Raw genomic sequence first — 21,664 nt, 5'->3', positions numbered from 1 at the left:
AGAATCCTTGCCGGAGGGGAGACATGAGCACCCAATACGATGTCGTCGTGATCGGCTCGGGCCCGGGCGGCTACGTGGCCGCGATCCGCGCCGCGCAGCTCGGGCTGAAGACGGCGGTGGTCGAGCGTGAGCACCTCGGCGGCATCTGCCTGAACTGGGGCTGCATCCCGACCAAGGCGATGCTGCGCTCGGCCGAGGTGCTGCACCTGATGCACCGGGCCAAGGATTTCGGGCTGAAGGCCGAAGGCGTGGGCTATGACCTCGACGCGGTGATCAAGCGCTCGCGTGCCGTGGCCAAGCAGCTCAACCAGGGCGTCGGCCACCTGCTGAAGAAGAACAAGGTCACGGTGGTCATGGGCGAGGGAACCATCCCCTCGCGCGGCAAGGTCTCGGTCAAGACCGACAAGGGCACCGAGGAGCTGACGGCGAAGAACATCATCATCGCCACGGGCGCGCGGGCGCGCGAGTTGCCAGGGCTCGAGGCCGACGGCGACCTGGTCTGGACCTACAAGCACGCGCTGCAGCCCAAGCGCATGCCGAAAAAGCTTCTTGTGATCGGCTCGGGCGCCATCGGCATCGAGTTCGCCAGCTTCTTCAACACGCTGGGCGCGGAGACCACCGTAGTGGAGGTGCTCGACCGCGTGCTGCCCGTGGAGGACGCCGAGATCTCGGCCTTCGCGCTGAAGCAGTTCCAGAAGCAGGGCATGAAGCTGCTCACCGGCGCCACGGTGAAGAAGCTCGACCGCGCCAAGGGCAAGGTCACCGCGCATGTCGAAGCGGGGGGCAAGACCGAGACCACGGAGTTCGACACGGTGATCTCGGCAGTCGGCATCGTCGGCAATATCGAGGGGATCGGCCTCGAGAAGCTGGGCGTCAAGGTCGACAGGACCCACGTGGTGGTCGATGAGTACTGCCGCACCGGGGTCGAGGGCGTCTATGCCATCGGCGACGTGGCCGGCGCGCCCTGGCTGGCACACAAGGCCAGCCACGAGGGCGTCATGGTCGTCGAGATGATCGCCGGGCGCCACGTCCACCCGGTGTGCCCCGAGTCGGTTCCCGCCTGCACCTACAGCTATCCCCAGGTCGCCAGCGTCGGCCTGACCGAGGCGAAGGCCAAGGAGCGCGGGCTGAAGATCAAGGTCGGCCACTTCCCGTTCATCGGCAACGGCAAGGCGATCGCGCTGGGCGAGCAGGAGGGCATGGTCAAGACGGTGTTCGACGCCGCGACCGGCGAGCTGCTCGGCGCGCACATGGCCGGGGCCGAGGTCACCGAGCTGATCCAGGGCTACGTGGTCGGCCGCACGCTGGAGACCACCGAGGCCGAGCTGATGGAGGCGGTGTTCCCCCACCCGACGCTGTCGGAAATGATGCACGAGGCGGTGCTCGACGCCTACGGCCGCGCCATCCACTTCTGAGCCGCCTGCGTCCGGGGCGCGCCGGACACCGGGGGCGCGATGTCCATTGAACGACGAAGGCCCGCCATCCGGCGGGCCTTCGCTTTTCACGGGTGGGCCTTCGGATGTCAGCCGCGGCGCGCCTATTGCGGCTGTGGCGTCATGCCGCCCTCGTCGCCAAGGTCACCCGAGCGCTTCGGCTTCTTGCCGGTCTTCGGGATTGCCGCATGGCTGCCTTCGCCCGCGTCCTGCGGCAGCCCCTGGTCGTCGGAGCGGTCGAGCTTCTCGCCCGAGAGCACCTGCCGCAGCTCGTTTCCGGTCAGCGTCTCGTATTCCAGCAGCCCCTTGGCCAGTCGCTCGAGATCCTCTCGCTTCTCGGTCAGGATGCGCTTGGCGGTCTCGTAGCCGTCGTCGACCAGGCGGCGCACCTCCTCGTCGATCAGCTGCTGGGTCTCGGGCGAGATGTCCTTCGGGCCGTTATAGGCGCCGAGGAAGGCGTCGCGCTCGTTGGCATAGTCGATGTTGCCCAGCTTGTCGGACATGCCGAACTGGGTGACCATGGCCCGCGCGATGCGCGTCACCTGCTGGATGTCCGAGGCGGCGCCGTTGGTCACCTTCTCCGGGCCGAAGACGAGTTCCTCGGCCACGCGCCCGCCCATCGCCATGGCCAGCTTCGAGGTCAGCTGGCGGCGCGTCATGGAAAGCTGGTCGCGCTCGGGCAGGCTGAGCACGAGGCCGAGCGCCCGGCCGCGCGGGATGATGGTCGCCTTGTGGATCGGGTCGTGGTCCGGCACGTTGAGCCCGACGATGGCATGGCCCGCCTCGTGATAGGCGGTCAGCGTCTTTTCCTCGTCGGTCATGATCATCGAGCGCCGCTCGGCGCCCATCATCACCTTGTCCTTGGCGTATTCGAAGTCGTCCATGGTGACGAGGCGCTTGTCCGAGCGCGCCGCCTTCAAGGCCGCCTCGTTGACCAGGTTGGCCAGATCGGCGCCGGAAAAGCCCGGGCAGCCGCGCGCGATCACCTTGAGGTCGACATTCGGCGCCAGCGGCACCTTGCGCGCATGCACGGCGAGGATCTTCTCGCGGCCCCTGAGATCGGGGTTCGGCACGGTGACCTGCCGGTCGAAGCGGCCGGGCCTGAGCAGCGCCGGATCGAGCACGTCGGGGCGGTTGGTGGCGGCGATCAGGATCACGCCCTCGTTGGCCTCGAAGCCGTCCATCTCGACCAGGAGCTGATTGAGCGTCTGCTCGCGCTCGTCGTTGCCGCCGCCATAGCCGACGCCGCGATGGCGGCCGACCGCGTCGATCTCGTCGATGAACACGATGCACGGCGCGTTCTTCTTCGCCTGCTCGAACATGTCGCGCACGCGGGAGGCGCCGACGCCGACGAACATCTCGACGAAGTCCGAGCCCGAGATGGTGAAGAACGGCACGCCCGCCTCGCCGGCGATGGCCCGGGCCAGAAGCGTCTTGCCGGTGCCCGGCGGGCCGACCAGCAGCGCGCCCTTGGGGATCTTGCCGCCCAGCCGCGAGTATTTCTGCGGGTCCTTGAGGAACTCGACGATCTCCTCGAGCTCCTCCTTTGCCTCGTCGATGCCGGCGACGTCATCGAAGGTCACCTTGCCGGTGCGCTCGGTCAGAAGCTTCGCCCGGCTCTTGCCAAAGCCCATGGCGCCGCGCCCGCCGGCCTGCATCCGGTTGAGGAAGAAAATCCAGATGGCAAAGATGATCAGCATCGGCAGCCAGAAGCCGAGCGTCGACAGCAGCCCGCCGCGGTCCTGCGGCTGCACCCGGATGGTCACGCCGGCCTTGCGCAGCTCGGGGATGATGTCGTTGCCCTGGGGCCGCACAGTGCTGAAATGCTCGCCGTCGCGCATGCGGCCGGTGATCTTCTCGCCGTCGATGGTGACGTCGGAGACCTGCTTGTTGTCGACCTGCTGCAGGAAATCGGAATACGCCAGCTGGTGGCCCGAGGTCGTGCCGCTGCCGTCCTGGAAGACGCTGAAGAGCGTGACGAGGAGGAGGAGCAGGATCGCCCAGAACGCCAGGTTTTTCGCGTTGCCCAAGATGTGGTCTCCGAAATGTCCACGGTGCCGGCGTTCTCCGGCGCTTACTGCCACTAGATAGGGTCCGGCGCCACGAAGTTAAGGGCGGCCGGAGCCATTGATCCCGGTCCCTTGTAATCTATTCCGGCGCCGCGGGCGAGGGCAACTCCTGCCCGCCGACGAACTGCGCGGATGCGGCGCAGCCCGCGGCCCGCACGCAACCCTCGATATAGCCGGCCACAGGCGCGGCAAGCAGCGACGCCGCTTCCCCCGGCCCCTGCCAGACGGCCGGGGTGGTTTCCTGCACCACCGCCGGCGCCCCGGACCAGGCGGCGCCGGGGCTCCATGCGCCGGCCGCGCGCGCGGCCTTGAGCGCGGCACGGCCCGCCGCCCCCAATGCCGCGACCTGCGCCCCGGCCGGCCACGGCCCCGCCAGCCGGAGCTGCCAGCGCCGGTCCCACGGCGCGGCGCCCGGCGCATCTGTGGGCCGCGGGCCCTCGCAGGCGGCGGGCTCGCGGCAGACCATGAGGCGCGCCGGCGGACCCGCCCGCGGCACGATCAGGCAGCCCGCCAGAGTCGTCTTGCGCGCCGCGCCCGCCGACAGCGACTCCCAGGCATCCGAGAGCGCAGCAAATCGCGGCCGGTAGGGCGCGCCGGACACCCGCATCAGCGTGTCGGCGAACAGTCTGAGCGCCGTGTCCGGCTCGTCCGCCGCCATGGGCCGCAGGTCGAGCCGCGCCTCGCCGAGATCGCCGGCCGAGCGGGCGCGCGCCGCGAGCTCGCGCATCGCGCGGTCCAGCACGCGGCGCTGGCGCGCCAGGCGCGCGGCGGTGCGCGCCAGGCCCTCGGCGTCGATGCCGAGGGGGGCCAGCGCCGCAAGGGCCCGGCGGGCCTTGACCCGGTCATAGGCCGACTCCTCGTTGCTCGGATCGTCCACCCAGCCGACCTCCTCGGCCTCGAGGAGGCGTCTCAGCGCCGCGCGACGCTGGTCGAGCAGCGGCCGCAGCCAAAGCACGCCATGCAGGCGCACGGCCGGCGCCATCGCGGCCAGCCCCTCCGCGCCGGAGCCGCGCGCGAGGCGCATCAGCACGGTCTCGGCCTGGTCGTCCATCGTGTGCCCGAGCAGGACGGCCGCGAGGCCCTCGCCGGCCGCCCAGTCGGCCAGGAGCGCGAAGCGCGCCTCCCGCGCGGTGGCGGAAAGGTTGCCGCGCGCGGCCGCCAGGCCCTCGGCGTGCAGCGTCGCGTGCGGCACGGCGAGCTGGCGGCACAGCGCGGCCACACCGGCGGCTTCCGCCGCGCTCTCGGCTCTCAGCCCGTGATCGACAGTGGCGGCGGCAAGGCGCCGGCCGCGCGCCGCGGCCCAGCGCCGCGCGATGACCAGGAGCGCGGTGGAATCACCGCCACCCGAGACGGCGACGCCGAGCGCCCCTGCGGGCGCGAGCCGGTCCAGCCCGGCCGCGACCGCGTCGGCGATATTCCCGGGCACGGGTCAGCCGCAGGACAGGGCATCGCTCGCGTCCTTCGCCTTCTTCAGCACATCGGCCGGCCCTTGCGGGAACTGGCGGGGCACCTCCTTGAGCGTCAGGCAGGCCTCGTTGGTCTGGCCCAGCTTGCCGAGCGCGACGCCCAGCCGATAGAGGTTCTCCGGCGCCGCCGGCCCCTTCGGGTTCGCCTTGTAGCCCCTCAGATAGCTGCGCGCCGCGTCCTGATAGGCGCCGCGCAGGAACTGGCTCTGTCCCAGCCAGTAGAGCGCCTCGCCCTCGAGCGGGCTGTGCGGGTAGGTATTGAGGAAGTTGCGCAGGCGGTCCTGGGCGATGTCGTAGCGGCCGTGGCGGACATGGTCGATCGCCCGGTCGAGATCGTTGCGCTCGCTGACCGAAACGCCGGCCTGTGCGGATGCGGACGCCTGGCTGTCGACGCCGCCCAGCGGCGGCACCGGCGCCAGCTTCGAGGTGTCGCCCCCCTCGAGCTCGGTCAGGCGGAAATCGACGTCGCCGAAGCGCTTGGCGGCGTCCTCGGCGATGCGGCGCTGCGTGTGCTGGAGCTCCTCGACCTTGCCGGTCAGCTTGCGGATCTGCTCCTCCATGCTGTCGAGCCGGACGAGCACCTCGCTGAGCGGCCCGTTGGCGGTCTCGCCCGCCGGCACGCCGAGCCGCGCGCGGATGTCGGCGAGCTCCCGCTCGATCGAGTTGACCCGGCCGCGCAGCTCGGCGGCCGACTGCGCGGCGGCCGGCGCGGGGGTCAGACCGACGGCCAGACCGGTGGTCAGGCCGGCGGCCAGAATGGCGGCCAGCAGGATAGCGGCGGCCGCGCTCGGTCTGCGATGGGGCCTCGGCATGGCGTCCTCCGGGCTGCCTGGTCCTGGCTGCGCCCGCGGCCGGGGTTGCCCCCGCCCGCGGGCCTGTCGGTTGTCGGGCCGGCGCCCTAGCTGGCCGGGGCCCCCGAGACCACGGTCACGGCGCGCCGGTTTTGCGACCAGCAGCTTTCATTCGAGCACAGCGCCACCGGGCGCTCCTTGCCGTAGCTCACGGTGCGCAGCCGGCTGGGATCGACGCCCTGGCCCACCAGGAAGGTGCGCACCGCGTTGGCGCGGCGCGCGCCCAGCGCCAGGTTGTACTCACGCGTGCCGCGTTCGTCGGTGTGGCCCTCGATCACCGCCGTCGTGCCGGGATTGGCGGCGAACCACTGGGCCTGCTTGACCAGCGTCTGCTGGGCCTGCGGCGACAGGTCGTACTTGTCGAAGCCGAAGAAGACGCGGTCCCCGACCACGACCTTGAAGTACTCGGGAGTGTTGGGCGCCGGCATACCGGTCTGCTGGATGCCGCTCTGGCCGCCGGCTGCCGCGCCGGCCGCCCCGGAGGCCTCCATGCCCTTGTCCGAGCCGTTGTTGGAGCAGCCCGCGACGAGCGCGATCGCCCCGATCAGTGCGATGGTAAGTCTTTTCATGCGTTGAACTCCTTGCCTGCTCAGTGCCGCCTGCGGGCCGGCTTGGTAATGTCTTTTCCGTGCCCCTCCTCACCCGGCCCGCAGTATCCATGGGGGCCGCAGTCTCCGCAAGGCCGCCGCGGCCGCGGCGGCCCTGCCCCGTCTCACTTGCGCAGCGGCGACCAGGCGGGATCGGAGGCGCCGTTCGGCGTCGGAATCACGCGCAGGTTCCGCCCCGAGATGTCCACGCTCATCAGCTGCGACCGCCCCTCGGTGCCGGGCTGCACCCGGAAGAAGGCGATCACCCGCCCGTTCGGCGAAAAGGTCGGTCCCTCGTCGAGGAAGCTCGAGGTCAGGAGCCGCTCGTCACTGCCGTCGGTGCGCATGACGCCGATGTGGAACCGCCCGTTCAGGATCTTGGTGAAGGCGATCTGGTCTCCCCGGGGCGACCACACGGGCGTGGCATAGTCGCCCTGCCCGAAGCTGATGCGCTGCGCCGGGCCGCCGGCCACCGGCATGATATAGAGCTGCTGGCTGCCTCCACGGTCGGATTCGAACACGATCTGGCTGCCGTCGGGAGAAAACGAGGCCGAGGTGTCGATCGCCGGGTTGTCGGTCAGCCGCCGGATCTGATGATCCGCCAGCCGCATGATATAGAGGTCGGTGTTGCCGTCGCGGCTGAGCGACAGGACCACCTCGTTACCGTCGGGCGAGAAGCGCGGCGCGAAGGTCATGCCGGAGAAGCTCCCCAGCCGCTCGCGCTGGCCGGTGTCGATGTTCAGCATGTACACCTGCGGCTCGCCGGTATCGTATGAGATGTAGAGCAGCGACTGGTCGTTGGGCGCAAATCGCGGGGTCAGCACCAGCCCCTTGGCGCCCGGAACGTAGGTGACGTTCGCCCCGTCCTGGTCCATGATCGCCAGCCGCTTGGTGCGGTCGCCCTTTGGCCCGGTCTCGTCGATGAACGCGATGCGGCTGTCGAAATAGGGTCCCTCGCCGGTCAGCTTGGTGTAGATCCCGTCGGCCACCTTGTGCGCGACGCGCCGCCAGCTTTCCGGATCGGCGAGGAACTGCAGCCCCACAAGCTGGCTCCCGGCCTGGGTGTCGAACAGGCGGAACTGCACCATCAACCGGCCGTCCGCCTCCTTGCTCACCCGCCCGGTGACCAGCGCATCGGCGTGGATCGTGCGCCAGTCGGCAAAGGACGGCACGCTGTCGAAGCCGGCCGGTTTCGCGATATGGGCGTCTTGCGGGATGATGCGGAACAGCCCGGAGCCCTTGAGATCCGCCTGCACCACCGAAGCCAGGTCGCCGGCCATGCCCGCCAGGTCGGGGGTGGCGGTTTCGAACGGCGTGATGGCAATCGGCATCGGCTCGAACTTGCCGCCCGAGACGGTGATCTGGAGCGGGCCCTGCTGCGCCCCGGCCGGGCCCGCCGCCAGCGCGGCGAGCAAAACCACGACTCCCCCCACAAGCCGCGGCCAGGCGGCGATTTTCTGCATGGTCATGATGAGAACCCGATCTCCTCCGGTGTGAAGGTGACGTGGATGCGGCGCCAACCCTCGTACTTGGCCGGGGGCAGCTTGGCAAACTCCCCGGCGTTCTCGGCCTTGAGCAGGGCGCGACGGCCGGCCTGCCACAGCGCCTGCTGCGCGCCCGCGTCGCCGCCCGAGGCGTTAAGCAGCTTCGGCCCGGCGATGATGCGTGCGTCCCGGCCGAGCTCGATGCCGATGGTCACCTGCAGCGAGCGGTCGGCGCGATTGCCGTCATAGACGAAGTACTGCTTGATCCCCAGCCGCAGCGCGTCCTTCTCGCCCCGCGTGATGATGTCGGCGAACTGCGAAGTCGAGCCGCCGGCGGGCTTTTGCGCGTCGGGCTTCGTCTGCCCGGCGGGCTTTTGCGCCACGGGCTTGGGCGGCTTCTTCGGCTCCTGCGTTGGGGCGGGCGTCGCGGGCGGCGGCGCCGAGGAGGCGCGCGCCGCGGCGGCGAGCTTCGCCGGCTTGGCGACCGGCAGCCGCGCCGCCTGGGGCGCGTGCGCCACCGGCGCCTGGGGCTGCGCCTCGGCCACCGCCTGCGGCTTGGGCGGCTGCTTCGGCTTCGCAGGCTGGGGCGTCGGCGTGTCGGTCGCCACCGGCTCGGTCGGCGGGGGCGGCGAGGGCACGGCATCGGGCTGGGGCGAGGGCGCCGAGGCCAGCGGCTGCTGCGGCTCGGTGGCCGGCGGGCTCTCCGGCGTCTCGGCCTGGCGCGGCAGGGTATCGGGCGTGGGAATCTTGGCGATCGAGGGACGCGGCGCCTCGCTCGGCACCGGGGTCGGCGGCGGCGGGATGGCGATGTCGGCGAGCTTCGGCTGCTTGTCCGCCGGCTGCTTCGGCTTGGCCAGCATCGGCAGCTTCGGCGCCTTGACGCTGCTGTCCGCCTCGGCCGTCTTGATCGTCTCGGTCTTCGTATCCGAGGGCGGGCTCAGCTCGGCGGGCCCCTTGTTCGGCACCACCGGCGCAGTCGAGACCGCAGCGTCGAACTGGGCGCCGTTGACCAGCTCCACCGAGGTGACATTCAGCGGCCGCGGCGCGCCGCCGCTGAACCAGCTGGCGCCGAACAGCACGAGCACGATCGCCACGGCGTGCATCGCCGCGGAGATCGACAATCCCGCCTTCTTCTCCGGCGTGAGCCTCAGAATTCGCCTCCCCTGCCGCACGCGCCTCGCCGAAATCGGTTCAGTTGGTACGCGTCGGCTCGGGCTGGTCCGTCACCAGCCCGATGTTGCGGAACCCGCCGGCATTGAGCGCGCCCATCACCTTCATCACCCGGCCGTAGTCGATCGAGCGGTCGGCGCGCAGATAGACCCGGTCCGACTGTCGTTGCGCCTGGATCGCTGTTAGCTTCGCCACCAACTGGTCGACCGGGACCTCGGTCTTCTGGATGTAGATCCTGCCCTGGGCATCCAGGTTGATCGTCAGCGGCTGCTCCTTGTCGGTGGGCAGCGCCTGCGCGTTGGTCCTGGGCAGCTTCAGCGGCACGCCGACGGTCAAGAGCGGCGCGGCCACCATGAAGATGATCAAGAGCACCAGCATCACATCGACCATGGGCGTGACGTTGATCTCGGCCATGGGCCTCAAGGCCGAGCGCCGGCGCCGCGCCCCGGCGCGGGTCTGTGCCTGCGCCTGCCGCATCACGCCCATCAGTGTGCTCCCGTCTGCCGGTCGATCTGGCGGCCGAGGATGGTGGAGAACTCGTCCGCGAAGTTCTCCAGCCCGCCCGTCAGCCGCTCGGCATCGGCTGAGAGGCGGTTGTAGGCCACCACGGCCGGGATCGCCGCCAGGAGCCCGAGCGCCGTGGCCAGGAGCGCCTCGGCGATACCCGGTGCCACCACGGCGAGGTTGGTGTTCTGCTGCAGCGCAATGGACTCGAAGGCGTGCTTGATGCCCCAGACCGTGCCGAACAGGCCGACGAAGGGCGAGACCGAGCCCACCGTGGCGAGGTAGGAGAGCCGCCGGTTCGCCTCCTCGCTCTCGCGCGCGATGGCGACGTTCATGGCCCGGTCCACCCGCGCCTGGGTGCCCGGGATCAGCCCGCCCTCCTGGCGCAGCGAGCGCCGCCACTCGGTCATGCCGGCCGAGAATACGCGCTCGAGCGGCGAGCGCGGCCGCTCGCCGATCCGGTCGTAGAGCTCGTCGAGCGGCTGGCCGGACCAGAACTGGTCCTCGAACTTGCCCGACTTGCCGGTCAGCCGGCTGAACACCATGATCTTCTCGACGATGATCGCCCAGGACCAGATCGAGGCGACGAGCAGCAGGATCATCACGATCTGCACCACCGTCGTGGCGCGCAGGAAGATCGCCAGAAGCGAGAAGTCCACGCCGTTCGCCGCAGGGGCCCCGAGCGCGCCCCCTGTTTTTGCAAGCTGCGCCGCCGCGCCAGCCGCGGCGGCGGGAAGTCCAATCAGATACATGGGCCCAGTTTCCTGCTCTCGCGCCTCGTGCACGCCGCGCGGCGCCGCTCTCGTCGCCCCGTCAAGCGGGGGGGCGGCAACCTTATGCCGCGATGCGGCATGCACGGCCCTTTATGCGCGATTTCCAGCGAAAATGCGAGACGTTCCATACCCCGATAACGGGTTCTTCAGAAGCCTTATTCCCCCGCGGCGAATTGGCTCAGCTTTTGCCGGACCTCGGCGGGCAGGCGGGCGGGCCGGCCGCCCGCGTCCATGCAGGCTGCCGCGACCGAGGCGCGCGCCAGGCAGGCAGTGTCGCGGCGCACCTCCTGGGCCATCTCCACGGACGCGCCGCGCAGCCGGGTGATTCGGGTCACGACCTCGACGAGGTCGTCGAAACGCGCTGGTGCGATGTAGTCGATGGCCAGCCTGTGCACCACGAAGACCAGCCCCATCGCCGCCTTCAGCGCCACCTGGTCGACCCCCGCGGTGCGCAGCGCCTCCGTCCGGCCGCGTTCCATGAATTTGAGGTAGTTGGCGTAGTAGACCACGCCGGCGAGGTCGGTGTCCTCGTAGTAGACCCGGATGGACAGACGGTGATCCATTGCGCCGCTAACGGCCGCCGGGCTCGAAAAGATCGGGCTCCGACGCCTCGCCCGCCCGCTGCGGCGGTGCCAGACCCAGATGCCGCCAGGCCCCGGCCGTCAGCATCCGCCCCCTGGGCGTGCGGGCGATCAGGCCGGCCTGCAGCAGGAAGGGCTCGATCACCTCCTCGACCGCGTCGCGCGCCTCCGACAGCACGGCGCACATGGTCTCCACACCCACCGGCCCGCCGCCGTAGTGCTCGGCGATGGCGCCGAGATAGCGCCGGTCGGCGCCGTCGAGGCCCATATGGTCCACACCCAGCCGCTCGAGCGCCCGGTCGGCCAGCGCGCGGCTCAGCCGGCCCTCGGTCTCGATCAGCGCGAAGTCGGCCACCCGGCGCAGCAGGCGCACGGCGACGCGCGGCGTGCCGCGGGCGCGCCGGGCGATCTCGGCGATGCCCTCGGCCTCGGCCTCCAGACCCATCAGCCGGGCGGCGCGGCCGACGATCAGGCCGAGCTCGGCCTCGGTGTAGAACTCCAGCCGCGTCGGGATTCCGAAGCGGTCGCGCAGGGGCGTGGTGAGCAGCCCCAGCCGCGTCGTCGCCCCGATCAGCGTGAAGGGGGCGAGGTCGATGCGCACGGTGCGCGCCGCCGGCCCCTCGCCGATCACGAGGTCGAGCTCGAAGTCCTCCATCGCCGGGTAGAGAATCTCCTCGACCACCGGGTTGAGCCGGTGGATCTCGTCGATGAAGAGCACGTCGCGCGGCTCGAGATTGGTCAGCACCGCGGCGAGGTCGCCGGCCCGCGCGATCACCGGGCCCGAGGTCATGCGGAAGTTCACCCCCAGCTCGCGCGCCACGATCTGCGCCAGCGTGGTCTTGCCCAGGCCCGGCGGCCCATAGAGCAGCAGGTGGTCCATCGCCGCGCCGCGCCGGCGCGCCGCCTCGATGAAAACCCTGAGGTTGGCGCGCGCCTCCGCCTGTCCGGTGAAGTCGTCGAGCGAGACCGGCCGCAGCCCCGGCTGGTCGCCGTCCTGCGCCTGCTCGGCGCCGCGCAGCATGGGATCTGGCGTGCTCACCGGAGCACCCTAGAGGTTCCGGCCCAAGGTCTGCAACGCCGCCTTGATCAGGCCCGCGGAGCCATCCGCCCCGGCGTCTGCGGCCTCGGCGACCGCGCGCGCCGCCTCCATCCGGTCATAGCCCAGATTGACCAGCGCCGAGAGGGCATCCGCCGTGGCCGCGCCGTCCTCGGGTGCGTTGATCGGCACCACCGTCGCCGCGTCGGTCCGCGGCCCGGGCGGCGCCGCACCTTCTCGCACCACCGCCGCGCGGCGGCCCTGCGCGCCCAGCGCCATGACGCCGGGTGCCTTGTCGCGCAGCTCGTTGACGATGCGCTGCGCCAGCTTCGGGCCGACCCCCGGCGCCGCGCGGATCGCCCCGGCATCGCCGAGCGCCAGCGCCCGGCTGACCCCGTCGGGCCCGAGCGCCCCCAGGATGGCGAGCGACAGCCGCGCCCCCACCCCCTGCACCGAGGTCAGGAGCCGGTGCCACTCGCGCTCGGCCACGGTGCGAAAGCCGATCAGCCGCATCAGGTCCTCGCGCACCACCAGCTCGGTGTAAAGCGCCGCCACCTCGCCCGGGCCGGGCAGCGCGGCGAGCGTGGGCGGCGCGCAGTAGACGACATAGCCGATGCCGCCGGCCTCGATCAGCACGTGGTCGTCGGCGACATAATCCACCCGGCCGGTGATCTTGCCGATCATCGCGCCTCCCCCGCCAGCGCCGCAGCCAGCCGCCGCCCGGCGCCTGCGGCCCAGGCGTGGCAGATCGCAACCGCCAACGCGTCGGCTGCGTCGGCGCCCTCGATCCGCGCGCCGGGCAGCAGGTGGCGCACCATGTGGCCGACCTGCTCCTTGCCCGCATGGCCGACGCCGACCACCGCCTTCTTCACCGCGTTGGGCGCGTATTCCGCCACCGGCAGCCCGAGCTGCGCCGGCACCAGCAGCGAGATCGCCCGCGCCTGGCCCAGCTTCAGCGTGCCGGCCGCGTCCTTGTTGACAAAGGTGTGCTCGACGGCCGCTTCGTGTGGCCCGTGCGCGCGCACCACCTGCTCGATCAGCCGGTGCAGGCGCGCCAGCCGCTCGGCAAGCGCGCCGGTACCGCTTGTGCACACACCGTTGGCGACATGTGTGATTCGGTTGCCCGCCACATCGACGACGCCCCATCCGGTGCGCTGGAGCCCCGGATCGAAGCCGATTACCCGCATTGGCTGCACCCCTGCCCGAACCCTGCCCGAACGGCCTCGACGCCTAGCTAGCACGAAACGGGAACACATACCAGTCCGGAGATGCGAACAGGTCGAATCTCCGCTCCGCGTCGTCGTATTTGTGCATTGCACTATCTCGCCGCCGAGCCATGCGAAAAGTGCATGGTGGTCATGCATTTACGGCGCTTGTTCGCGGTGCAGCAAACCGCTATCTGGCGAACAGTCGAAACACGAAGGCAGCCGCCACCAGCCAGAAGGAGATGCTGTCATGGCCTACGCAGTCGCTACCCAGCCGGTCCCCTTCGGGGCTCTCACCACGCACCGGTTCGTGACCTCCCTCTTGCGCGGTGCCGCCGCCGTCCGTCGCTGGAACGAGACCCGGCACACCGTCGCCCAGCTCCGCCGGCTCAGCCCGAGCCAGCTGGAGGACATCGGCCTCACCCGGGCCGATCTGGCCACGCTCACCGACGGCATGTTCTGAGCCCTCGGGACCGCACAAACAAAGGGCCGCCCCACCCGGGCGGCCCTTTTCATTTGCCGCTCTTGCCCGCGCCCTTGCGCAGCGTCAGGCTGGCCCATTCCCCCAGCTCGACCCGGTCCTCGCGCCCCAGCCCGTGCCCGGCATAGACCCTCTCGACGCCACGCGCCTGGGCGCGCAGGAGCCCCGACAGGATCGCCCGCCCGCCCGGTGCCAGGCAGCGCACGAGCTCGGGCGCCATGCGCTTGAGCGGCGCCGCCAGGATGTTGGCGAAGACCAGGTCGTAGGGTGCGCCGGCCCGGACCGGCCCGCCGCGCGCACCGGCCGCCTCGCCGACCCGGACCCAGGGGCCGAGCCCGTTTGCGGCCACGTTCTCGCGCGCAGTCCGGACCGCCACCGGGTCGATGTCGCTGGCCACGGCCGGCACCCGCCAGCTCCGTGCCGCGGCCATCGCCAGCACGCCGGTGCCGCATCCGATGTCGGCCACCCGGCGCGGCTGCACGCCGCGCCGGATCAGGCGCTCGAGCAGGAGCAGGCAGCCTCGCGTCGAGCTGTGGTGGCCGGTGCCGAAGGCCATCGCCGCCTCGATCCTCAATCCCAGCCGGTTCGGCGCGATACGGTGCGCGTCGTGCCCGCCATAGATGACGAAGCGCCCCGCGTGCACCGGCGTCAGCTCGCGCTGCACCTGGGCCACCCAGTCGCGCTCCTCGACCCGGCTGACCGCGAACGGTCGCGCGCAGAAGGCGGCCGCGAGCACGGCCAGCCCCGCCACGTCGGGGGGCGCCGTGAAATAGCCGCCGACCTCGCGCAGCGCCGAGCCGTCCTCGATCTCCATGATGCCGACGCCGACCGGCGCGGGGTCGAGACGCTCCATCGCCTCGGCCAGCGCCTCGGCCGGCGCCTGGCCCGCCAGGGTGGTCAATGCCGTCCAGGTCGTCACGCGCGGCCCTTCCTTGTCGTGCGCGCGCTGATTAGCGCGTCACGCGGCCCTGGAAAAGCGCGAGTGCCACGACCGGCCGGACGCGGGCTGCCCTGCGGCGCACCGCCTATTGCGATTGGCCTTGCGCGGGCTGGCCGGTGCCCGATCCCCCGGTCCCCGATCCCCCGGCGCCGGAACCGGACGAGCCGCCCGCCGGCGCGCCGCCATTGCCCTGACCTGTCGCCTTGGCGCTCACTTCCTGTCGCATCGCGGCATAGTCCTTCGCATTCATGCCGGAGAACTTCTGCAGGAAGGCCACCATCTTCCAGATGTCCTTGTCCTTGCCGATCACGCCGAAGCCGGGCATTCCGGTCATCTTGATGCCGTGCTTGACCACCCAGAACTCCTCGGCCGGGCTCAGCTTGCCCACCAGCGTCCACAGCGCCGGCGGCCGCGGCCGCATGCCCCTGGTGAACGCATTCGGCTTCACCCCCGGCGCCCCGTGGCAATGCACGCAGGTGGAGTCGTAAGCCTTGAAGCCCGCCTTGACATCCGCCTCGGTGAAGGCGTGCGGCGGCGGCGTGTCGGCATGGGCCGAGATGGAATTGCGCAGCGTGGTCGCCAGGGCCCAGCGCACGATGGGATAGTGCGGATCGGTTGCCGCGACGTCATAGCTGCCGGTGAAGATGACGGCGAGCGCCCCGACGCCAAGCGCGACGAGCGTGCAGATGACTCCCGCGAGGAATTTCATGAAGGTCTCCCCGAAGCTCCGGATCGGCAGGCGACGGCGCTCTCGTTCTTCGACCGTGCCCTCGGGACGGTTCAACGTTGGCAGACTGCGAAGGTTGCGCCCGGACCGCGCGAGCGCCCTCGGAAATCAGGCGCCCGTTCCCACCGGGCAGGCCACGCCGACGCCGCCGACGCCGCAATAACCGCCTGGGTTCTTGGCGAGGTATTGCTGGTGATAGTCCTCGGCGTAATAGAACTCGGGCGCGGCGCGGATCTCGCTGGTCACCGCTCCGAAGCCCGCGGCCTGCAGCCGCGCCTCATAGAGCGCCCGGGTCTCGCCGGCCAGCCGCTCCTGCTCGGGCCCGTAGGTGTAGATCGCCGAGCGGTACTGGGTGCCGACATCGTTGCCCTGGCGCATGCCCTGGGTGGGGTCATGCCCCTCCCAGAACGCCTTGAGCAGCTCCGCGTAGGAAATCTTGGCCGGGTCGTGGACCACGCGCGCGACTTCCGTGTGCCCGGTCAGTCCGGAGCAGACCTCCTGGTAGGTCGGGTTCGGCGTCGTGCCCCCGGCATAGCCGACGGCGGTGACCCAAACGCCGGGCAGGTTCCAGAAGATGCGCTCGACCCCCCAGAAGCAGCCCATGCCGAACATCGCCAGCTCGGTGCCCTCCGGGTAGGAGCCCTTGAGCGGGCGGTCGGTAACGAAATGCCGCTCGGCGGTCGGGATCGGCTCGGCGCGGCCGGGCAACGCCATGTCCTTGCCTGGCAGGCTGGTTTTCCTCAGGCCGAACATGAAGAAACCTCGTGCTTCGTCAGGGTGCGCGAAACTATGGAGCGATCGCGCCGGCGAACAAGGCGAAGTCGGACGAATTGTCCAAACAGCGACGGCCTGTGGCGAACATGTAGGGAACACAGCCTTTCCCCGCCGGACCCGAGCCGCTATGTTGGCCGGGATGAGCGGCAGCGAATCCGAAGGGGCGGCGTTCGAGGCAGCGGTCGAGGCGGCGGTCGGGCCCCGCGAGGGCCGCCCGTTGTCCGAGTGCGCCCGGCCTGCCGCTGCCTATCTCGATGCGCTCAACCCCGACCAGCGCGCCGCGGTCGAGGCGCTGGACGGCCCCGTCCTGGTGCTGGCGGGCGCCGGCACCGGCAAGACGCGCGTGCTGACCACGCGGCTCGCGCACCTGATTCACACCGGCCGGGCCTACCCCTCGCAGATCCTCGCCGTCACCTTCACCAACAAGGCGGCGCGCGAGATGAAGACCCGGGTGGGCGAGCTGGTCGGCCGCGCCGTCGAGGGCATGCCCTGGCTCGGCACCTTCCATGCCATCTGCGTCAAGATCCTGCGCCGCCACGCCGAGCTGGCCGGGCTGAAGTCCAACTTCACCATCCTCGACACCGACGACCAAGTCCGGCTGATCAAGCAGATCCTGTCGGCCGAGAACATCGACGACAAGCGCTGGCCGGCGCGCATGTTCGCGGCCATGCTCGATCGCTGGAAGAACCGCGCCCAGACGCCCGAGCGCGTGCCCGCCGACGAGGGCGGCTTCGCCAACGGACGGGGCGCCGAGCTCTACGCCCACTACCAGGCGCGGCTGAAGACGCTGAACGCCTGCGACTTCGGCGACCTGCTGCTGCACGTAGTGCGCATCTTCCAGAACAATCCGGACGTGCTGGCCGACTACCAGCACCGCTTTCGCTACATCCTGGTCGACGAGTACCAGGACACCAATGTCGCCCAGTATCTCTGGCTCCGGCTGCTCGCCGCCAAGCACCGCAACATCTGCGTGGTCGGCGACGACGATCAGTCGATCTATGGCTGGCGCGGCGCGGAGGTCGGCAACATCCTGCGCTTCGAGGCCGATTTCGAGGGCGCCCGGGTGATCCGGCTGGAGCAAAACTACCGCTCGACCCCACACATACTGAGCGCGGCCTCGGGCGTGATCGCCGCCAACCAGGGCCGGCTTGGCAAGACGCTGTGGACGCCGCTCGAGTCAGGCGAGAAGGTCCGCCTGATCGGCCACTGGGACGGCGAGGAGGAGGCCCGCTGGATCGGCGAGGAGATCGAGGCGATGAGCCGCGGCACGCGCGGCATGCCGCCTGTGAGCCTCGACGACATTGCCATCCTGGTGCGCGCCTCCTTCCAGATGCGCGCCTTCGAGGACCGCTTTCTCACCATTGGCCTGCCCTACCGGGTGATCGGCGGCCCGCGCTTCTACGAGCGCCAGGAAATCCGCGATGCACTGGCCTATTTCCGCGTCGCGGTCTCGCCCGCCGACGGGCTGGCCTTCGAGCGCATCGTCAACACGCCCAAGCGCGGCCTCGGCGACAAGGCGCAGCAGACGGTCAATTTACTCGCCCGCGGGCGCGACCTGACGCTGGTCGAAGCCGCCCGTCAGGCGGCCACCGGGGACGCCGGGCTGACCCGGCGCGCGGCCAACAGCCTCGGGGACCTCGTCGCGCAGATCGACCGCTGGCACGCGGCGCTGGCCGACCCCGCCGCCGACCATGTCGAGATCGCCGCGTGCATCCTCGACGAGAGCGGCTACCCCGGGATGTGGCAGAAGCAGAAAACCCCCGATGCCCCGGGCCGGCTCGAGAACCTCAAGGAGCTGGTGCAGGCGCTCGAGGAATTCGAGAATCTCCAGGGCTTCCTCGAGCACGTCTCGCTGATCATGGACAACGACGCCGAGGAGACGGGCGAGAAGGTCTCCGTCATGACGCTGCACGCCGCCAAGGGCCTCGAATTCTCCGCCGTGTTCCTGCCCGGCTGGGAGGACGGTCTGTTCCCCTCGCAGCGCAGCATGGACGAGCAGGGCATGACGGGCCTCGAGGAAGAACGGCGCCTGGCCTATGTCGGGCTCACCCGCGCGCGCGTGGTCGCCACCGTCTCGTTCGCCGCTAACCGCCATATCTATGGGCGGTGGCAGTCGGCGCTACCCTCGCGCTTCATCGACGAGCTGCCTGGCGACCATGTCGAGGTGCTGACGCCGCCCGGCCTTTACGGTGGCGCCTCAGGCGCCTCGGCGCCGCGCGCGCCGGGGGCCTCAACGCTCGAGGAGCGCGCCGCCTCGGCCTCCACCTACAACTCGCCGGGCTGGCGGCGCATGGCGGCACGCAGGGGCGAGCACGGGCTCGGCCAGCCGCGCGCGGCACACCGCACCGTGGTCGACGCCGAGGCCGTTGGCCGCTTCGCCCCCGGCACCCGGGTCTTCCACCAGAAGTTCGGCTATGGCCGCGTCACCGAGATCGAGGGCGACAAGCTGACCGTCGCCTTCGAGAAGGCCGGCGAGAAGAAGGTCGTGGCTGCCTACGTCACCGAGGCCGAGAAGCAGCACGGCCCCGACGAGGTGCCGTTCTAGGCGACGCGTGGAGTGTCACTCCGCCGCCCCATCGCCCCTCCACCGCGGCTTGACTTCGCCCCGTCCCCGGCCAAGGCTCGGCCCGAATGGGGGGGCCAAGCGCGCATGCATGACTTTCGGCCCGTCGGCCATCTGATCGGCCTGCACGTCATCGTGCTGGGCGGCTCGATGCTGGTGCCGGTCCTGCTCGACCTGGCCGACGGGCACGGCAACGCCAGGGGGGTGCTGGTCGCCGCCGCGCTGACGATGGCGGCGGGGCTGGCGCTGGCGCTGATCACCCGGCGGCCGGGGGTGCAAGGGCTGACCCGCCCGCAGGCCTTCATGCTGACGGTGATCCTGTGGACCGTGCTGCCCGGATTTGGAGGCCTGCCCTTTATCTTCGGCGCGCCCAATGTCAGCTTCACAGACGCCTACTTCGAGGCCATGTCGGGCATGACCACAACCGGCTCGACGGTCTTCTCCGGGCTCGATGCGGCGCCGCGCGGCATGCTGCTTTGGCGCGCCATGCTGCAATGGTTCGGCGGTCTGGGTATCGTCATCGTGGCGATCATCTTCCTGCCGGCCATGCGCATCGGCGGCATGCAGTTCTTCCGCGCCGTCAGCTTCGATGTCTCGGGCGACGTGATCCCGCAGGCGACGCGCATCGCGGCCGACCTGCTGATTGTCTACCTGGTGCTGACGGTCGGGTGCATCGTGGCCTACGCCGCCGCGGGCATGAGTGTGTTCGACGCTATCTGCCACTCCATGACGACGGTCTCGACGGGGGGCTATGGCACCCACGACAACTCCTTCGCCGGATTCAGCCCCGCGGCGCAATATGCCGCGATCGTCTTCATGGCACTCTCGGCCATGCCCTTCGTGCGCTTCGTCGAGCTGATGAAGGGCCGCGCCGCGCCGCTGTGGCGCGACTCCCAGATCCGCGCCTATCTGGGCATCATCGCGGTCGCTTCGGCGCTCGTGGCCTACGCCCGGCTGCTGATCGGCCCCGCCCCGGCCGAGCAGACCTTCCGCGCCGCGCTGTTCAACGTCACCTCGATGATCACGACCACCGGCTTCGTCAGCACGGACTACAGCCAGTGGGGTGGCCTGGCGGGCGTGGCGATCTTCGTGGTCTCCCTGTGCGGCGGCTGCTCGTCCTCGACCACGGGCGGGGCCAAGGTGTTCCGCTCGCAGGTGCTTTTCAAGGCGCTGATCGTGCAAATCCGGCGCATCCACGCGCCCCACGGCGTGTTCCCGCTGCGCTACCAGGGTCGCCCGGTCGAGCCCGAGGTGCTCTCCTCGATCATGGCCTTCTTCTTCGTCTATGTCTGCACGGTCTCGATCATCACCATCCTGCTGTCGCTGATGGGGGTGGACTTCACCACCGCCGTCTCGGCGCCGGCTGCAACGGTGACAAATGTCGGCCCGGGCCTGGGCAGGGTGATCGGCCCCGTGGGCAACTTCGCCAGCCTGCCCGACGGGGCGAAATGGGTGCTGTCGATCGGAATGCTGCTGGGGCGGCTCGAATTCCTCAGCGTCCTCGTCCTGTTCATCCCGGTGTTCTGGCAACGCTGAGAGCGGCCCGCCGAAGGCGCGGACCGCGCTCGGCCCCGATGCGCGATACCAACGCGTATCGAGGCACGATTCGCCCACGTGCTTCGCAGGCGAATTTCCGATCAGGCAGGACTGTGGCGCGTCGTCAGCGTTTCAGGTCGAAGACGAAGTCATACGCGCTGCCCTTCTTGTCGCGCGCATGCAGCTTCATCTGGCCGCGCGCGCCGGCATACTTGCCGGTCCCGCCGGTCACCGACATCACCGAGTCCTTGCCGTCGTAGAACGGCCCTTCGACACTGATCTGGCCGCCGTTCAGTGTGACGGTGAACGTGCATTCCCAGGCCTTTCCCGCGGAGGTCCGGACGCACCAGCCATTGTCGCTGCCGACCTTGGTCGCATTGGCCTGATCGTATATTCCATTGGCGAAGGTCAGCAGGTCCCCGACACTGTCACCTTTTGCCCCGAGATCCGTGATCGCGTCGTTGGTTGCGCGCTCCACCAGGGCCAGATGCTCCATTTCATCGGCAGCAGCGGCGCCAACAAAAAAGCCGGAGACGAGAACCGGGGCGGCGAGCGCCACCAGCACGGTGGTGCGCAAGGTCTGGTCCATGAAGTTTCTCCCCCCGAAATTTGATCATCCCAATCCGGATAGCCAGCTCAAATCCTCAAACATGGAACGGACGAGTGCCGACTTCCAACGCAACTGTACCCTCCGCCAGTCTTGATGACAATGTAGCCCCGGCACCGAGGGCAGCAGGCCATCTGCCGCCTCGATGAGGGCAGTCGCATCGCTGACACGCGCGTGGAAGCGCCCCCGCCCGAAGGTGGCGGCCATGCCGGGCGGGGCCCTGTTCAGCAATGGCGAGCGGCCCCGGAGGGCGCTTGGGATACCGATTTCACGCTCGCCCAAGTCGGTATGTTGGACGACTTGGCCTATGCGCCAGACAAGGCGTTGATTTTGCTGGTACGCCCTACGGGAATCGAACCCGTGTTTCTGCCGTGAAAGGGCAGCGTCCTGGACCGCTAGACGAAGGGCGCGCACGGGTCCGCGGCATCTGGTACGCCCTACGGGAATCGAACCCGTGTTTCCGCCGTGAGAGGGCGGCGTCCTGGACCGCTAGACGAAGGGCGCGCGGTGCCGCGTAGATAACGACGGCCCGCGCCGGTTGCAAGCCGGATTTTCAGGCCGGAAGCGCCGCGTCCTCGACGTGGAGCTTTGCCTTGCGCCGCCCGCCCCAGTCGTCGATCTGGAGCCGGCCCGCCAGGTGCACCGGGCGCCGCGCAGCCATCGCCGCCTCCAGCACCGCGGCGATGCCGCGCTCGGCCGCGCGGAAGGCGATCGCCTCGAGCCGGCCGCCCCCGGGCGCGGTGACGCGGAGCCGGCAGTGCCCCTGCCCGACCGGGCGCAGGCCCTCGATTTCGACCCGGCCGAAGGCGAGCCTGGGCGCCGGATTGGCCGGCCCGAAGGGTCCCGCCTGCTCCAGCCGCTCGATCAGCTCGACGGT

20 protein-coding genes, 2 tRNA genes and 1 pseudogene are annotated in these 21,664 nt (G+C 70.2%); 4 read left to right on the top strand and 19 right to left on the bottom strand.

All coding sequences use genetic code 11. The features are described 5' to 3' along the window. The first annotated feature begins 23 nt into the window (after positions 1–23). Positions 24–1,415 (top strand): dihydrolipoyl dehydrogenase, encoded by a 1,392-nt coding sequence (gene lpdA / locus AC32QD_RS04360; protein WP_492009258.1) that lies wholly within the window; start codon positions 24–26, stop codon positions 1,413–1,415. Positions 1,416–1,537: 122 nt separating this feature from the next. On the opposite strand, the gene ftsH is transcribed toward lpdA, so the two are convergent. From ftsH to ruvC, 12 genes are all read right to left on the bottom strand, one after another. After that, complete coding sequence (gene ftsH, locus AC32QD_RS04355; protein ID WP_492009257.1) at positions 1,538–3,463, bottom strand: ATP-dependent zinc metalloprotease FtsH; 1,926 nt, start codon at positions 3,461–3,463, stop codon at positions 1,538–1,540. 118 nt (positions 3,464–3,581) lie between these two features. After that, positions 3,582–4,928, bottom strand: a complete 1,347-nt coding sequence (gene tilS, locus AC32QD_RS04350; protein ID WP_492009256.1) for a tRNA lysidine(34) synthetase TilS — start codon at positions 4,926–4,928, stop codon at positions 3,582–3,584. Positions 4,929–4,931: 3 nt separating this feature from the next. Further along, positions 4,932–5,780 (bottom strand): tol-pal system protein YbgF, encoded by an 849-nt coding sequence (gene ybgF / locus AC32QD_RS04345; RefSeq protein ID WP_492009255.1) that lies wholly within the window; start codon positions 5,778–5,780, stop codon positions 4,932–4,934. Between the two features lie 86 nt (positions 5,781–5,866). Continuing rightward, positions 5,867–6,388 (bottom strand): peptidoglycan-associated lipoprotein Pal, encoded by a 522-nt coding sequence (pal, locus tag AC32QD_RS04340; RefSeq protein WP_492009254.1) that lies wholly within the window; start codon positions 6,386–6,388, stop codon positions 5,867–5,869. 143 nt (positions 6,389–6,531) lie between these two features. Continuing rightward, the gene (tolB, locus tag AC32QD_RS04335) at positions 6,532–7,869 is read right to left on the bottom strand and encodes a Tol-Pal system beta propeller repeat protein TolB (RefSeq protein ID WP_492009259.1); all 1,338 of its coding nucleotides are present in this window, start codon (positions 7,867–7,869) and stop codon (positions 6,532–6,534) included. 2 nt (positions 7,870–7,871) lie between these two features. Next, positions 7,872–9,062: a hypothetical protein gene (locus AC32QD_RS04330; RefSeq protein ID WP_492009253.1), complete on the bottom strand. Its 1,191-nt coding sequence runs from the start codon at positions 9,060–9,062 to the stop codon at positions 7,872–7,874. 19 nt (positions 9,063–9,081) lie between these two features. After that, positions 9,082–9,546, bottom strand: a complete 465-nt coding sequence (tolR, locus tag AC32QD_RS04325) for a protein TolR (protein ID WP_492009252.1) — start codon at positions 9,544–9,546, stop codon at positions 9,082–9,084. Then, the gene (gene tolQ / locus AC32QD_RS04320) at positions 9,546–10,316 is read right to left on the bottom strand and encodes a protein TolQ (protein WP_492009251.1); all 771 of its coding nucleotides are present in this window, start codon (positions 10,314–10,316) and stop codon (positions 9,546–9,548) included. The genes tolR and tolQ overlap by 1 nt, the downstream gene beginning before the upstream one ends. 176 nt (positions 10,317–10,492) lie before the next feature. Then, positions 10,493–10,900: a tol-pal system-associated acyl-CoA thioesterase gene (gene ybgC, locus AC32QD_RS04315; protein WP_492009250.1), complete on the bottom strand. Its 408-nt coding sequence runs from the start codon at positions 10,898–10,900 to the stop codon at positions 10,493–10,495. A 7-nt stretch (positions 10,901–10,907) separates the two neighbouring features. Then, entirely contained in the window at positions 10,908–11,957 is a 1,050-nt protein-coding gene (gene ruvB, locus AC32QD_RS04310; RefSeq protein ID WP_492009249.1) for a Holliday junction branch migration DNA helicase RuvB, read from the bottom strand. A 9-nt stretch (positions 11,958–11,966) separates the two neighbouring features. After that, on the bottom strand, positions 11,967–12,638 hold the full coding sequence (gene ruvA, locus AC32QD_RS04305) for a Holliday junction branch migration protein RuvA (protein WP_492009248.1): 672 nt from the start codon (positions 12,636–12,638) through the stop codon (positions 11,967–11,969). Further along, on the bottom strand, positions 12,635–13,141 hold the full coding sequence (gene ruvC / locus AC32QD_RS04300) for a crossover junction endodeoxyribonuclease RuvC (RefSeq protein ID WP_492009247.1): 507 nt from the start codon (positions 13,139–13,141) through the stop codon (positions 12,635–12,637). Before ruvC ends, ruvA begins: the two co-directional genes overlap by 4 nt. 268 nt (positions 13,142–13,409) lie before the next feature. Here ruvC and AC32QD_RS04295 point away from each other — a divergent pair, with 268 nt between their 5' ends. Then, on the top strand, positions 13,410–13,622 hold the full coding sequence (locus AC32QD_RS04295) for a DUF1127 domain-containing protein (protein WP_492009246.1): 213 nt from the start codon (positions 13,410–13,412) through the stop codon (positions 13,620–13,622). Positions 13,623–13,671: 49 nt separating this feature from the next. On the opposite strand, the gene AC32QD_RS04290 is transcribed toward AC32QD_RS04295, so the two are convergent. The 3 genes from AC32QD_RS04290 to msrA form a co-directional block, all read right to left on the bottom strand. Beyond that, positions 13,672–14,559, bottom strand: coding sequence for a 50S ribosomal protein L11 methyltransferase (locus tag AC32QD_RS04290; RefSeq protein WP_492009245.1), 888 nt, complete (start codon positions 14,557–14,559; stop codon positions 13,672–13,674). A gap of 106 nt (positions 14,560–14,665) precedes the next feature. Further along, positions 14,666–15,289, bottom strand: a complete 624-nt coding sequence (locus AC32QD_RS04285) for a c-type cytochrome (RefSeq protein ID WP_492009244.1) — start codon at positions 15,287–15,289, stop codon at positions 14,666–14,668. 126 nt (positions 15,290–15,415) lie between these two features. Beyond that, a complete protein-coding gene (msrA, locus tag AC32QD_RS04280; protein ID WP_492009243.1) occupies positions 15,416–16,060 on the bottom strand; it encodes a peptide-methionine (S)-S-oxide reductase MsrA in 645 nt (214 codons plus the stop codon). Between the two features lie 160 nt (positions 16,061–16,220). Here msrA and AC32QD_RS04275 point away from each other — a divergent pair, with 160 nt between their 5' ends. Together AC32QD_RS04275 and AC32QD_RS04270 are read left to right on the top strand one after the other, a co-directional pair. Then, positions 16,221–18,626 (top strand): ATP-dependent helicase, encoded by a 2,406-nt coding sequence (locus AC32QD_RS04275; protein WP_492009242.1) that lies wholly within the window; start codon positions 16,221–16,223, stop codon positions 18,624–18,626. A 105-nt stretch (positions 18,627–18,731) separates the two neighbouring features. After that, positions 18,732–20,180, top strand: coding sequence for a TrkH family potassium uptake protein (locus AC32QD_RS04270; protein ID WP_492009241.1), 1,449 nt, complete (start codon positions 18,732–18,734; stop codon positions 20,178–20,180). A 124-nt stretch (positions 20,181–20,304) separates the two neighbouring features. On the opposite strand, the gene AC32QD_RS04265 is transcribed toward AC32QD_RS04270, so the two are convergent. From AC32QD_RS04265 to AC32QD_RS04250, 4 genes and pseudogenes are all read right to left on the bottom strand, one after another. After that, positions 20,305–20,769: a dirigent protein gene (locus AC32QD_RS04265; protein ID WP_492009240.1), complete on the bottom strand. Its 465-nt coding sequence runs from the start codon at positions 20,767–20,769 to the stop codon at positions 20,305–20,307. 352 nt (positions 20,770–21,121) lie between these two features. Continuing rightward, positions 21,122–21,197, bottom strand: a tRNA-Glu gene (locus AC32QD_RS04260). An 18-nt stretch (positions 21,198–21,215) separates the two neighbouring features. Continuing rightward, positions 21,216–21,291, bottom strand: a tRNA-Glu gene (locus AC32QD_RS04255). Between the two features lie 49 nt (positions 21,292–21,340). Further along, positions 21,341–21,664 (bottom strand): annotated as a pseudogene (locus tag AC32QD_RS04250) (single-stranded-DNA-specific exonuclease RecJ); the annotation flags it as partial.

The sequence above is a fragment of the Thermohalobaculum sp. genome, assembly GCF_058622915.1.
The sequence above is the reverse complement of the archived record's forward strand: the minus strand, read 5'-3'. Positions and strand labels throughout refer to the sequence as shown.